We start from the raw sequence: 13,084 nt of genomic DNA on the forward strand, positions 1-13,084 counted from the left end.
AGGCGTCGTGGATGCGTGCTGTTCACCTGGAACTCACTAAACTTTGACCTCTGGCGCCATCCCCGCCATGTTCGAACCCGGATCCACCCCCGCACGAAAGGGTGCCATGCCCCGCGTGGTCCTGCTGGGCTCATCGCCCGGCCACGATGCCGCCTCCGGCCCGTCCGCGCCGCCCGCAGCGCTGACTCTGCCCGCGCTTCCCGGCTGTCCCACGGTGATCGGCAAGCTGCACGGCCAGCTCGCCTCGCTCGACTCGGCGCCGGTGACAATCACCCGCGCGGAGACCGCCACGGCCTACCGGGGCTTCCCCGGCACGCTGGTGGAGACCTCCGACCTGGCCGGTGACCTGCGCGCCGTGGCCGACGCCGCCGAGCGCGCCACGGAGAACCTGCTCATCCTCCCGGCCAACTCGCTGGTCCACGACGAGCTGCTCTACCAGATCACCAAGTCCAAGCGCGGCGCGCTGGCGCTGATCGCCAAGGAGCCCCGCGAGGAGGACGAGAACGGCGACTTCATCGTCCCCGACGTCCCCGTCGACGAGGCCGAACCGGAGATCGGCGACCGGTTCTTCGAGGGCCTGCCGGTCAGGACCCGCGCCGCCAAGTCCCGGGTGATCTCGGTCGGCTCCGCCTACCACGCGGTGACCCGGCCCAACGCCGTCCTGCTCGGCCCCCTGCACCTGAACGTCAGGCACGCGCCCACCCTCGCCGAGGCCGCCCGCGAGCTCGCCGACATGGCCCACCTGTTCGGCCCCGAGGACGACCTGCTCCAGCTCCTGGTCCTGGGCCTGGTGCGGCGGGGCGTCTCGGTCGGCATCCGCGGCCGCCGCGACCTGTTCTACCGCCGGGTGAGCACGCAGGCCGAGGCCGGGCAGTTCGTGACCGAGATGGCGGCCTTCGACGAGGACCGCGCCCGGCTGAACAACGCGGTCAAGGGCGCCGACGGCTTCTTCACCACCTTCTTCGTCAGCACCTACTCGCGCTTCATCGCCCGCTGGGCGGCCCGGCGCGGGCTCACGCCCAACCAGGTCACGCTGATCTCCATCGCCCTGGGCGTGGCCTCGGCGGCCTGCTTCGCCACCGGCGAGCGCCCCGGGATGGTCGCCGGCGGCATCCTGATCTACTTCGCGTTCGTGTTCGACTGCGTGGACGGCCAGGTCGCGCGATACGCCCGCAAGTTCGGCGTGCTCGGCGCCTGGCTGGACGCCACCTTCGACCGCTTCAAGGAGTACGTCGTCTTCGCCGGCCTGGCGGTCGGCGCGGCCGTCTCCGGGATCGGCGACGTGTGGACGCTGGCGCTGATCGCGCTCGGCATCCAGTCGATCCGGCACCTGCTCGACTTCTCCTTCGGCGCGGCCAACCGGCGCAAGCCGCCCTCGCCGCTGCCCGGCATCCCGCTGACGATCAGCCCCGACACCCCGCTCCGCGCGGCGCTGGAGGAGCGCAAGGTCGCCCGCAACGGCGGCACCATCCGCAGCCTGCTGAAGATGTGGAGCAAGGCGGGCAAGTACCGCGCCGTGCACTGGGCCCGCAAGATGATCGTCTTCCCGATCGGCGAGCGGTTCGCCGTCATCGCCATCGTCGGCGCCCTCTTCGACGCCCGGATCACCTTCCTTACGCTGATCATCTGGGGCGGGATCGGCGCCGTCTACTCTCTCACCGGACGTCTGATGAGGTCGCTCGCATGATCACCCAGCCGCAGGCCACGCCCGTCCCGGACCCGTACGAGGAGCGGCTGCGCGTGCAGACCGCGCGCCTGCTCGCCTACCGCGACGACGGCCCCCTGGTCACCCTGGTCGGGCGCAGGATGGGCCGGGGCCTGCCCCCGGTGCCGGCCGCGCTCGCCGCCCTGCTGGCGGTCATCGCGATGGCGGTGGCGGGGATGCTCGAGGACGGCCCGGTCCTGATCGTCCCGTCGCTGGTCATGGTGGCGCTGGTGCTGCCCACCGCGCCCCGCGACCACCTCGGCAAGCTCGACTGGCTGGTGCCGCCGCTGATCCGGGGCACCGAGTTCCTCATCATCGTCCTGGTGACCCTGGCCGCCGGCGCGCCCAAGTGGCTGGCGTTCGTGCTGATCTACGTGATCGGCTACCACACCTACGACACGGTCTACCGGACCCGTCAGAGCATCTGGCCGCCCGAGTGGGTGTTCCGGGCCGGTCTGGGCTGGGAGCTGCGGCTGCTGCTCATCGGCGCGGGCGCCGCGCTGGGCGTGCTGACCTGGGTGCTGGGTGCGCTCACGCTCTACCTCGGCGTGATGTTCGCCGTCGAGAGCGTGACGAGCTGGGTCCGCCTGGACAAGCAGTCGGCGACGGCCCGCGCCTCCGCCGAGGCCGAGGCCGACCTGGAGGCCTCTCCGGAGGAGGCCCTGGAGCAGGCGACCGGCGAGGCCGAGCCGGCCTGACATCCGGCTCCCGCCGTACGACGCACCGAAGGGCCGTGGTCCGCCGACCGCGGCCCTTCTCGCATGAGCGGCTCCCGCCGCTGAGCGGTCCCTCCGCATGAGATGAGCGGCCCCTGCGCATGAGCGGTGGCTCGGCGTGACAACTCCGCACGCCGATCTCACGGACTGTGTTACAAAGCAGCGTGGAGTTGGACCGGCTGGACCGTGACATCATCGGGGCGCTCATCGAGGACGCCCGGGCCACCTATGCCGAGATCGGGCAACGGGTGGGGCTGTCGGCCTCGGCCGTCAAACGCAGGGTGGACCGGCTGCGCGAGACCGGCGCGATCACCGGCTTCACCGCGCGGGTGCAGCCCGCGGCGCTCGGCTGGACCACCGAGGCGTACGTCGAGCTGTTCTGCGCGGGCAAGACCTCCCCGGCGGAGATCGGGGTCGCCATCGCCCGGCACCCCGAGGTGGTCTCGGCGTGCACGATCACCGGTGAGGCCGACGCGCTCCTGCACATCCGGGCGACGGACGTGCGCCACGTGGAGCGGGTGATCGAACGCCTGGCGGCGGAGCCGTTCGTGGTGCGGACCAAGAGCTCCGTGGTGCTCTCGCGGCTGATCGACGCTCCCCCGGCGCTCGCCCGCAACGAATCGGCGTCTCCTGCCTGAAGGACGCAAAGAACCTGCGCTCACGCGCACGATCACCCTCTTGGCCTGCGTGAACCCCGCTTCCTAGGCTGATGCCGTTCCCACCACGACGTCCTTTTGCGGGGGTTGTTGATGACGAGGCACTACCTCATGTGTCGGCCCGAGTACTTCGCGGTGGAATACGCGATCAATCCGTGGATGCATCCCGAGGCCGGCGCCGACCGCGAGGTGGCGATCCGGCAGTGGGAGGGGCTCAAGAGCGCCTACGAGGAGCTGGGCCACCGGGTGAGCCTGATCGACCCGGTGCGGGGCCTTCCCGACATGGTCTTCGCCGCCAACGGCGCGCTGGTGGTCGGCGGCCGGGTGTTCGGCGCGCGCTTCGCCCACCCCCAGCGGACGGCCGAGGGCCCCGCCTACCTGAAGTGGTTCACCGACCACGGCTACGACCGGGTGCACGAACCGGTCTTCGTCAACGAGGGCGAGGGCGACTTCCTCACCCTGGACCACCTCGTGCTGGCCGGGACCGGCTTCCGCACCGAGGTCGCCGCGCACGGCGAGGCCCAGGAGTTCCTCGGCCGCCCGGTGGTGACCCTGCGCCTGGTGGACCCGCGCTTCTACCACCTGGACACCGCGCTGTTCCCGCTGGACGGGCGCAACGTGGCCTACTACCCCGGGGCCTTCTCGCCCGGCAGCCAGGAGGTGCTGCGCCACCTGTTCCCCGACGCCGTCATCGCCGAGGAGGAGGACGCGGCCGTGCTGGGACTCAACGCGGTCAGCGACGGCTCCAACGTGGTGATCAGCGCCGAGGCGGCCGGGCTGCAGCTGGAGCTCAAGCGGCGCGGCTTCGAGGTCGTCCCGGTCGAGCTGTCCGAGCTGCGCAAGGCGGGCGGCGGCCCCAAGTGCTGCACGCTGGAGATACGGGGATGACCTCGGGATACAGGCAGGCGGCGGATCTTCCGGCCGCAGACTTTCCGACCAGAGAAGCGGTGATGTCCGGATGACCGACACAGCGGAGCTCATCGAGCTCAGCGAGCGCCGCAGCGCGCACAACTACCACCCGCTCCCCGTCGTGATCCGCGAGGCGGAGGGCGCCTGGGTCACCGACGTCGAGGGCAGGCGATACCTGGACTGCCTGTCGGGCTACTCCTCGCTCAACTTCGGCCACGGCAACGCGAAGATCATCGAGGCGGCCCGGGAGCAGCTCGGCAGGCTCACCCTGACCAGCCGCGCCTTCTTCCACGACCAGTTCGCCGCCTTCGCCGCCGGGCTGGGCGACCTGACCGGCAAGGACATGGTCCTGCCGATGAACACCGGCGCCGAGGCCGTGGAGACCGCGATCAAGGTGGCCCGCAAGTGGGGTTACGAGGTCAAGGGCGTCGCCCGCGACCGCGCGAACATCATCGTCATGGAGGACAACTTCCACGGCCGCACCACGACGATCGTGAGCTTCTCCACCGACCCCGACGCCCACGACGGCTTCGGCCCCTACACGCCCGGCTTCAAGATCGTGAAGTACGGCTCGGCGGACGCGGTCCGCGACGCCGTCGACGCCGACACGGTCGCGGTGCTGGTCGAGCCGATCCAGGGCGAGGCCGGCGTGCTGGTGCCGCCGGAGGGCTACCTGCGCCAGCTCCGCGAGATCTGCACCGAGAACAACGTCCTGATGATCGCCGACGAGATCCAGTCCGGCCTCGGCCGCACCGGCGACACCTTCGCCTGCGACCACGAGGGCGTCGTCCCCGACGTCTACGTGCTGGGCAAGGCCCTGGGCGGCGGCGTGGTCCCGGTCTCGGCCATCGCCGCCGACCGGGACGTGCTCGGCGTGATCAGGCCGGGCCAGCACGGCTCCACCTTCGGCGGCAACCCGCTCGCCTGCGCGGTGGCCTGCGCGGTCATCGACATCCTCAACACCGGGGAGTACCAGGCCCGGGCCAAGCGGCTCGGCGCCGTCCTGCACGAGCGGCTGGGCGGCATGGTCGGCCGCGGCGTGGTGGCGGTGCGCGGGCGCGGCCTGTGGGCGGGCGTGGACATCGACCCGTCCCTGGGCACCGGCCGCCAGATCTCCGAGGCCCTGATGCGCCGCGGCGTCCTGGCCAAGGACACCCACGGCTCCACGATCCGCCTGGCCCCGCCGATCGTCATCTCCGAGGAGGACCTGCTCTGGGCCGTCGACCAGCTGGCCGGCGCCATCGACGACCTCGACGGCTGATCTTCACCGGTACGGCCCGCACCGCGGTCTCCCCCGGCTCGGGCCGTACCCCCACTTCCCGGTACGGCTCACGCCGTACCGGAGATCAGCCGGTCTCCCACGCGCGGATGAGATCCTCCGGCCCGTAGACGGCCGTCAGACCGCCTGTGACGCATCCCGCCCTCGACACGGCGATCATCGGCAGATCCCCCCGCCCGGCACGGCTGCCTGCGCCCGAGCCAGTTCGATGAGATCGTGATTGTCGAACGGGCGATCCTCCAGCCACTCGACGGACCCGGCGAAGAACAGCCGCTCGGCGATCGGCTCACGATCGGCGGCGATGAGGTCGATCTCCACATCATCCGTCCGGGTCCAGAAGGAACCGACCTCCACGACGTCGGGGAAGCGGTGGTCGGGCAGCAGCCGTGCCAGCGCCTCGCGGACCGCCGGCTCCACCGCCCGCCCCCGCCAGGACGTCCAGCCGTCGCGGATGCGGCGGAGCACCGCGTCGGAGCGCCCGCGTTCCAGCAGCGGCAGGCGGGATCCAGGAAGCGTGTCCAGAACCGCAGGTAGGGGTCGGCGATCCGGTAACGCCTGTCCTTCGAGGGCCGGGTGCTCAGCGGGAGTTCGGCGGCCACGACTCTCTTGGTGCCGAGCAGGTCCAGCGAGCGGGTCGTCGTCGCGGCGCAGAGCCCTCCCGACGCCCTGGAGATGTTGGCGAAGCTCCGCTCGCCTGACCCGATGACCCCGAGGACGTCCTTGGCGATCGTCTGCCGGGGGAACTCCGCAGCGAGCGAGCGTTCCGCGGAGACCAGCCGCGGTGAGGTGGGATCGGCCAGGGCGCTTTCCAGGAAGTCCCACAGCCCCGTTCCGCTCCCCCACTCCGCGCAGATCAGCGGGAGGCCGCCGGTTACCAGCCAGGCGTCGAACGTCTCCGCAGGGGGGAGGCCCAGCATCCGGCCGACCTCCCCGGGCGTGAGCGGGCCGAGTTTCATCTCTCGTCCACGCTGGTAGAACGGCCGCCCGTATCCGGTGAGCGCCCCCATGACCGACAGGTCCGAGCCGATGAGGATGAGCAGGACCGGTTTCCCCTCGGAGTACCGGTCCCACGCCCGTTGCAGGGTGCCCTCGAAGCCCGCGTCCACGGCGTACTCTCATCGATGTCAGTAACTTCGCTGACACTTTCGTTGATGAGAGTAACCGGTCAGGCGGAGAGCTCCACGGTGGCGACCTCCATGACCTCGGTCGTGCTGGCGGTCTCCCAGCGGACGGAGATCTGCTCGCCCGGGGAGCCCAGGGACAGGGTCGCGATGGCGTTGGAGAACCAGGGGCCGTCGGTGATCCGCCACTTGATCGGGGGGCGGGGGATCTTGGCCAGGCGGGAGAGCAGGCCGCCGATCAGGGTGGCGATGCCGAACTGGGCCACGATGTTGGCCAGGCGGAGGGTGCGGCTCAGCGGGTTGCGGATGGGCGAGCAGACCAGCTGGTGGATCGGGTACTTCCTGGCCTTGGCCGCGTAGGAGTAGTGGATGTCGCCGGACAGGATGATCACCGGCTTCTCCGCCCTGGTCAGCAGTCTGGCCAGGTCCTCGAAGGAGCGGCGGAAGGCCGACCAGTGCTCCAGGTCGACGGTCTGGCGCAGCCACTCCGACCAGCGGGCGACCCTCCTGCCCCAGGCCCCCTGGGCCAGGGCCTCGTTCCAGTTCTGGACGTGGTGGATGCCGGCGGGCAGCAGGAAGGGCACCGAGGTGCCGATCAGGAAGCGCTCGGCGCCGCCCCGGTTCATCTGCTCGATGAGCCACTCCCACTCCACCGGATCGAGCATCCGCCGGTCCCCGGGGGTGAGCTGCCGGGCGCAGCGCGAGTCGACCATGATCAGGCGGGTGGAGCCCAGGTCGCGGGCGTAGCTCCAGCGACTGTCGGTGGGGACGGCGTCGGCGTGCTCGGCGAAGGCGTCGAGGAGTTCGGCCCCGTCGGCCTCCGAGGCGCACAGCTTGCCGAGCAGGCCGTCGGCGTCGCGATCGGCGGGCGACATGTTGCCCAGGTGCTGGTAGACCCAGTAGGCCCCGAGCCCCGCGATCACCCGGCGCGGCCACCACTCGACCTCGGCCATCATCTGCCGCCAGTCCTGGGAGGTGTTCCAGTCGTCGCGCAGGTCGTGGTCATCGAAGATCATCGCCGTGGGCACGGTCGACAGCAGCCAGCGGATCTCGGGGTCGGTCCAGGCCACCCGGTACAGCTCCGCGTACTCCTCGAAGTCGGCGATCTCGGTCTTCGGCTCGGTGTCCCTGCGGTTCTTGATGAACTCCAGCATCTCCTTGGAGGGCTCGTCGGCGTAGACCTGGTCGCCGAGCAGCAGCAGCATGTCGGGCCACTCCTCCTCGGGGGCCGCCATCATGCGGCAGCCGTACGAGCGCAGCACGTCCACGCCGTGCGAGATCGTGTGGATCACGTCGTGCGGCACGCTGGTTCGACAGGACCCGAACATCACCTTCCGGGGGCCGTCCGAGCCGAGCAGGCGGATGCGGCTGGGCGGGTGGTCCGGGAGCGGCCAGACCACCTCCCCGTTCAGGCGGACCTCGTAGGTCCCGCCGTCGGTCACGTCGACGATCGCGTAGTGGTGGCCGTGGACGGTGAAGGTCCGCCCACTCGCCCGCGACCGCCCGGCCTCGACCGTCACCTCGCACGGCTCGCTGGTCTCCACCCAGACGGAGGCATTCTTGTCGTCCACGTACCGCAGCATCGGTCCGACGACAAGTTCTGGCACGTCCATCTCCCTAGCCATTCCCCATCAGCGGGCATCTTCCGGAAAGCTTTGCACAGAAACGCGCTTTCCTCCGCTGCCCTCCCGATCCGGTCGATAACAACAGACCTACCTGAGGGGCCGAAAAAATCCTAGATACAGGTAAAAGTCCGGCCAACCGCCCGTGCGTCGGTGAGGACCGGGGACCGCGACGGGATCACCGGGGACCCCTCAGGCGCCTCACGCGACGCGCACCCCGACCTCCGCACCGGTCAGCGCCTTGGAGTAGGGGCAGTGCCGGTGGGCCTGCTCGGCCAGTCTCCCGGCCGTCTCGGGATCCACCTGGGGAAGGTGCACGACCAGCTCGACGCCGATGGTGTAGTCGTCGCTCTTGCCGTGCTTGCGCAGCCGTACGGCCGCATCGACCCTGGCGTGGGCGGTGTCCGCTCCTCCCCGTCCGGCCACCAGCTCCAGGGAGTTGTGGAAGCAGGTCGCGTAGGCCGCGGCGAGGAGCTGCTCCGGATTCGTGCCCTCGCCGGTCCCGCCGAGCTGCCGCGGGGCCCTGACCTTCAGGTCCAGCAGCCCGTCCTCCGTGATGACCCGTCCGCCCCCGTCGCTCCTGGACGATGCGCGCGCGGTGTACATGGTGTCGTAGTCGTCCTCACCGGAGTGGCCGTCCTCACCGGAGTGGCCGTCCCCGCCGGGCTGCCCGGTCTCACCCGAGTGCCCGTCCCCGCCGATCTCGGCCTCGACCCCCGGCCCCGAGTAGTCAGGGCCCACCGTCCGGCCCTGCGACATGTCCGCCGCCGTGGTCCCCCGCCTGTCCGTCGCGGGTCGCGCGTCCTGGCTCATTGAGTTTCGCCCCCTGTTTCGACGCCCGGGACGGATGGAGTGCCACCGTGCCCCGCCCGGGACTCACGTTGCGTGACACGGCGGAAACGCTGGCTACGTACCCGGGCGCGAGCGGGCGACACAGGATCGCGATCATGGCCGCGGACCGGCGCCGCTCCAAAGCGGCGCGCCTCCCACCCGCGAACCGCCGGATTGGCGGGTTCCCTTCCCACCGCCCGGGCGCTTTCCTCGGTAGCAACGGATCAGCGGGTAAGTGGGACAACGCACAAAGATCGGGCGCCGGATCGCAACGTCTCCACCTTGGTGCGACAAAACCCCATAGCTACGCTGATCATGACAAACCACCCAGAGTGGAGCAACGGCGCTCCGCTCAGCGTATGGAGGACCTCCTTCATGTCCATCACGGTGCCGTCAACGACGCCGGCAACCACCTCCCCGACCACCTCTCTGATCACCCCGGGCCGGCAGGCCCTCGACTCCGCCCTCTTCCAGCTCGACCAGGCGGCCGACCGGCTCGGCCTGGACGACGGCCTGCGCACGATGCTCGCCACCCCGCGCCGCTCGCTCACCGTCGCGGTGCCCGTGCGCCGCGAGGACGGGCGCATGGACGTGGTGCAGGGCTTCCGGGTCCAGCACAACATCACCCGCGGCCCGGCCAAGGGCGGCATCCGTTTCCACCCCTCCACCGACATCCACGAGGTCACCGCGCTGGCGATGTGGATGACCTGGAAGTGCGCGCTGGTCGGCATCCCGTACGGCGGCGCCAAGGGCGGCGTCGCGGTGGACCCGGCCTCGCTGACCTCGCGCGAGCTGGAGCGGGTCACCCGGCGCTACGTCAACGAGATCCTGCCGATCATCGGCCCGGAGAAGGACATCCCGGCCCCCGACGTCGGCACCGACGAGCAGACCATGGCCTGGATCATGGACACCTACTCGGTGAACGCCGGCTATCCCGTCCCCGGCGTGGTGACCGGCAAGCCCATGACCCTCGGCGGCTCCCTGGGCAGAGCCGGGGCCACCTCCCGCGGCGTGCAGATCTGCGCGCTGAGAGCCCTTCCGGGCTCGCCCGAGGGCCGCACCGTCGCGGTCCAGGGCTTCGGCAAGGTCGGCGCCCTGGCCGCCCGCTACCTCGCCGACGCGGGCTGCCGCGTGGTCGCGGTCTCCGACGTCACCGGCGCGGTGGTCAACCGCTCCGGTCTCGACGTCGACGACCTGCGGGCCTGGGTGCGGGAGAGCGGCGGCGTGTACGGCTACCGCCACGCCGAGGCCCTGTCCCACGCCGAGCTGCTGGAGCTGGACGTCGACGTCCTCGTCCCCGCCGCGCTGGAGGGCGTGATCACCGAGGAGAACGCCCCGCGGATCCGGGCCCGCCTGGTCGTGGAGGGCGCCAACGGCCCCACCACACCCGAGGCGGACCGCGTCCTGGCCGACGCCGGCGTCACGGTGGTCCCGGACATCCTGGCCAACGCGGGCGGTGTGATCGTCTCCTACCTGGAGTGGGTGCAGAACACGCAGGCCTACTCCTGGAGCGCGGGCGAGGTGGAGATGAAGCTGCGCGACCTGATGGAGAGCGCCTTCGACGCGGTCTCGGCGATGTCGGCCGAGCACGGCGTCACCCTGCGCCAGGCCGCCCACATCATCGGCGTGGACCGGGTCGCCGAGGCCCACCGGCTGCGGGGCCTGTACCCCTGACGCCGCGGCGCCGAGGGCCGGGCCGCGTCCCGCCGGGGTGTGACGGTCAAGCCGCGTCCTGCCAGGGCGTGATGGTCAGCAGGCCGTCGATCTGCCGGGCGGGCGCGGGCGGGGAGAACAGGTAGCCCTGCACCAGCGGGCAGCCCATCCGCTGGAGCAGGGCCGCCTGCTCCTGCGACTCCACGCCCTCGACGATGGTGTCCAGGCGCAGGCTGGACGACAGCTCCAGGATCGCCTTGGTGAAGGCGCGCATCTGGTGGTGGTCGGCGTGCCCGGCCGGGGCCGCGAAGGATTTGTCGATCTTGAGGATGTCCACCGGGAGGGTGCGCAGGTACGACAGCGAGGAGTAGCCGGTGCCGAAGTCGTCCAGGGCGACCCGCACGCCGTGCTCCCGGAGCGTGGCCAGGGCCGCGATGATGCGGGCGGTCTCGGCCGGGGTGGTGGCCAGCAGCATGCTCTCGGTGATCTCCAGCACCAGCGCCTGCTCGGGCAGGCCGTGCCGGGCCAGGATGTCCAGCACCGTCTCGGCGAAGTCGGGCTCGCGCAGCTGACGGCCCGAGACGTTGACGGTCACCGAGACGCCGTGCCGCTCGTACCAGCGCCGGGCGTCGGCGCAGGCCTGCTCCAGCACCCAGGTGCCGATCGGCACGATCAGCCCGCTCTCCTCGGCGACCGGGATGAACACATCCGGCGGCACCGGACGCGAGCCGGTCGGGTTCCAGCGCAGCAGCGCCTCCACCGCGCGGATGTCCCCGCTGACCAGGTCGACGACCGGCTGGTAGTTCAGGGTGAACTCGCCGTGGGCGAGTGCCCGGCGCAGGCCGGTGAGCAGGCGGGTGCGCTCCAGATGAGCGTGGCGCAGGGCCGGGTCGAAGGCCGTGATCTGGTTCTTGCCGGCGTTCTTGGCCGCGTACAGGGCCAGGTCGGCATCGCGCAGCGCCTCCGACGGGGTGGCCGTCGGCAGCCCGGCCAGCACGCCGATGCTGGTGGTCAGGTACACCTCCCGGCTGCTCAGCCGGTAGGGCGCCTGCAGCGCGGTCAGGATGCGCTCGGCCACGGCGAGCGCGTCCTGTCGGCCGGTCCCGGGCAGCACCAGCGCGAACTCGTCGCCGCCCAGCCGGGCCAGTGTCTGGCCGGAGGCCAGCAGGCCGGTCAGGCGCCGGGTGACGTGGGTGAGCAGCTCGTCGCCGACCGGGTGGCCGAAGCTGTCGTTGACGTCCTTGAAGCCGTCCAGGTCCAGCAGGAGCAACGCCGGCGGCTCCGCGCCGGGGGCGGTGTCGGCGATGGCGTGCTGCATGGCCTGGCCGAGCAGGGTGCGGTTGGCCAGCCCGGTCAGCGGGTCGTGCAGCGCGCGATACGACAGGCTGCGCTGCAGGACCTCCCGCTGGCGCAGGGCGATGCCCAGCTCTGCGGCGTGGTCCTCGGCCAGGCGGGCGACGGTGTTCAGGCGCAGCACCAGCAGGACGGCCAGGACCACGGTCAGCACCATGATCACCATCTCGTTGGAGGAGTGCTCCATGCCCCGCGACTCCAGGAGCATCTGCCCGAACCCTGAGATCAGCGGGCTCAGGAGCGCCAGCGCCAGGAACATCACGACCCGTCCCCTGCCGGAGACGGCCGGGCTGCGCAGCCGGCTCGGTGCGGCGGCGATGCTCGGGTGCAGCACGGCCCCGCCGACCAGGACCGAGAAACCCAGCCAGCCGATCGCCGAGACGACGCCGGAGGACCGGCCCGCGATCTGGTCGATCATGTAGGCGCTGTCGCCCGTGAACAGGGAGACATAGGAGACGCTCAGCAGGAGCAGCCACCGTGCGCGGCCGTTGTCGAGGGCCAGCCGCATGAGGAGGCCGAACGTGAACAGGTCGATGACGGGAATGGCGACGGCGAACGCCAGGTCCATGCCGGTCCGTCCGCTCCCGCCGACCATCGGGCCGAGCAGGAAGGTCCAGAACGGCATGGCCACGCCGACGGTGATGATGCCCGCGTCCAGCAGCCCGGCTCCGCGCGAGCCCTCGGTCCGCATGCTCAGCAGTGTCAGGGCGACCAGCGACAGCAGATAGGTCACCACGGTGCCGGCCCGGTACAGGCCCATGGCGCCGGAGAGCTGCAGCCAGACCGAGCCCACCCCCCAGGCGACGGTGGTGCTCACCCACGCGGCCACGGCCGCCGTGCACAACAGCCGCCACGGCCACAGCGCGGTCAGGCCGTACCGGCGGATGCTCACGAAGACGGCCGCGGCCGAGGCTCCCTGGAGCACCACCCACGACAACACCTCCAGCCCCGATGAGACGGAGGCGAGGTAGGGGGTGGCGGCGGTCAGCGCGGCGCCGAGCAGGAGGAAGGCCGCCCAGCTCCGGGGACCGCGGACCAGACGTGACAGGACGCCGAAGAACGCCGTGGACAAGGCTGTCCCCCTTTTCCTCCGGTCGCGGGCGTGCCGGCCGGTCGACGCGACGAGTCGACCGGTCGAGCGTCCCATCGGCTGCATGAGGGCGGCCCTGAGTCTTTTCCGTGCCCTGGGCCTTCTCCGCGCCCTGGGTCTTCTCCGCGCCCTGGGTCTTCTCCGCGCCC

General features: G+C 71.2%; 10 protein-coding genes. 6 read left to right on the forward strand and 4 right to left on the reverse strand.

What is annotated here, in order from left to right; translation table 11 throughout:
• Positions 1-106: 106 nt before the first annotated feature.
• From Pta02_RS41780 to rocD, 5 genes are all read left to right on the forward strand, one after another.
• Positions 107-1,687 (forward strand): CDP-alcohol phosphatidyltransferase family protein, encoded by a 1,581-nt coding sequence (locus tag Pta02_RS41780; RefSeq protein WP_203873007.1) that lies wholly within the window; start codon positions 107-109, stop codon positions 1,685-1,687.
• A complete protein-coding gene (locus Pta02_RS41785) occupies positions 1,684-2,403 on the forward strand; it encodes a DUF5941 domain-containing protein (protein ID WP_203873008.1) in 720 nt (239 codons plus the stop codon). The genes Pta02_RS41780 and Pta02_RS41785 overlap by 4 nt, the downstream gene beginning before the upstream one ends.
• Positions 2,404-2,585: 182 nt before the next feature.
• Positions 2,586-3,059 carry an Lrp/AsnC family transcriptional regulator gene (locus Pta02_RS02590; RefSeq protein ID WP_203873009.1) on the forward strand — a complete coding sequence of 158 codons (474 nt, stop codon included), beginning with the start codon at positions 2,586-2,588 and terminating at the stop codon, positions 3,057-3,059.
• A gap of 111 nt (positions 3,060-3,170) precedes the next feature.
• On the forward strand, positions 3,171-3,965 hold the full coding sequence (gene ddaH / locus Pta02_RS02595) for a dimethylargininase (protein ID WP_203873010.1): 795 nt from the start codon (positions 3,171-3,173) through the stop codon (positions 3,963-3,965).
• Positions 3,966-4,035: 70 nt separating this feature from the next.
• Complete coding sequence (gene rocD / locus Pta02_RS02600; RefSeq protein ID WP_203873011.1) at positions 4,036-5,247, forward strand: ornithine--oxo-acid transaminase; 1,212 nt, start codon at positions 4,036-4,038, stop codon at positions 5,245-5,247.
• 174 nt (positions 5,248-5,421) lie between these two features.
• Here rocD and Pta02_RS02605 read toward each other — a convergent pair whose 3' ends face one another.
• From Pta02_RS02605 to Pta02_RS02615, 3 genes are all read right to left on the reverse strand, one after another.
• Positions 5,422-5,730: a DUF234 domain-containing protein gene (locus tag Pta02_RS02605; protein ID WP_203873012.1), complete on the reverse strand. Its 309-nt coding sequence runs from the start codon at positions 5,728-5,730 to the stop codon at positions 5,422-5,424.
• A gap of 700 nt (positions 5,731-6,430) precedes the next feature.
• Positions 6,431-7,993: an alkaline phosphatase D family protein gene (locus Pta02_RS02610; RefSeq protein ID WP_203873013.1), complete on the reverse strand. Its 1,563-nt coding sequence runs from the start codon at positions 7,991-7,993 to the stop codon at positions 6,431-6,433.
• A gap of 216 nt (positions 7,994-8,209) precedes the next feature.
• The gene (locus tag Pta02_RS02615; RefSeq protein WP_203873014.1) at positions 8,210-8,821 is read right to left on the reverse strand and encodes an Ohr family peroxiredoxin; all 612 of its coding nucleotides are present in this window, start codon (positions 8,819-8,821) and stop codon (positions 8,210-8,212) included.
• A 393-nt stretch (positions 8,822-9,214) separates the two neighbouring features.
• Between Pta02_RS02615 and Pta02_RS02620 the strand changes: the two genes are divergently transcribed.
• Positions 9,215-10,513, forward strand: a complete 1,299-nt coding sequence (locus Pta02_RS02620) for a Glu/Leu/Phe/Val family dehydrogenase (protein WP_203873015.1) — start codon at positions 9,215-9,217, stop codon at positions 10,511-10,513.
• 46 nt (positions 10,514-10,559) lie between these two features.
• Here the strand turns inward: Pta02_RS02620 and Pta02_RS02625 are convergent, their stop codons facing one another.
• Positions 10,560-12,917, reverse strand: coding sequence for a putative bifunctional diguanylate cyclase/phosphodiesterase (locus Pta02_RS02625; protein WP_203873016.1), 2,358 nt, complete (start codon positions 12,915-12,917; stop codon positions 10,560-10,562).
• Positions 12,918-13,084 lie beyond the last annotated feature (167 nt).

Source organism: Paraplanobispora takensis (assembly GCF_016863195.1).
GTDB classification, from domain to species: domain Bacteria; phylum Actinomycetota; class Actinomycetes; order Streptosporangiales; family Streptosporangiaceae; genus Planobispora; species Planobispora takensis.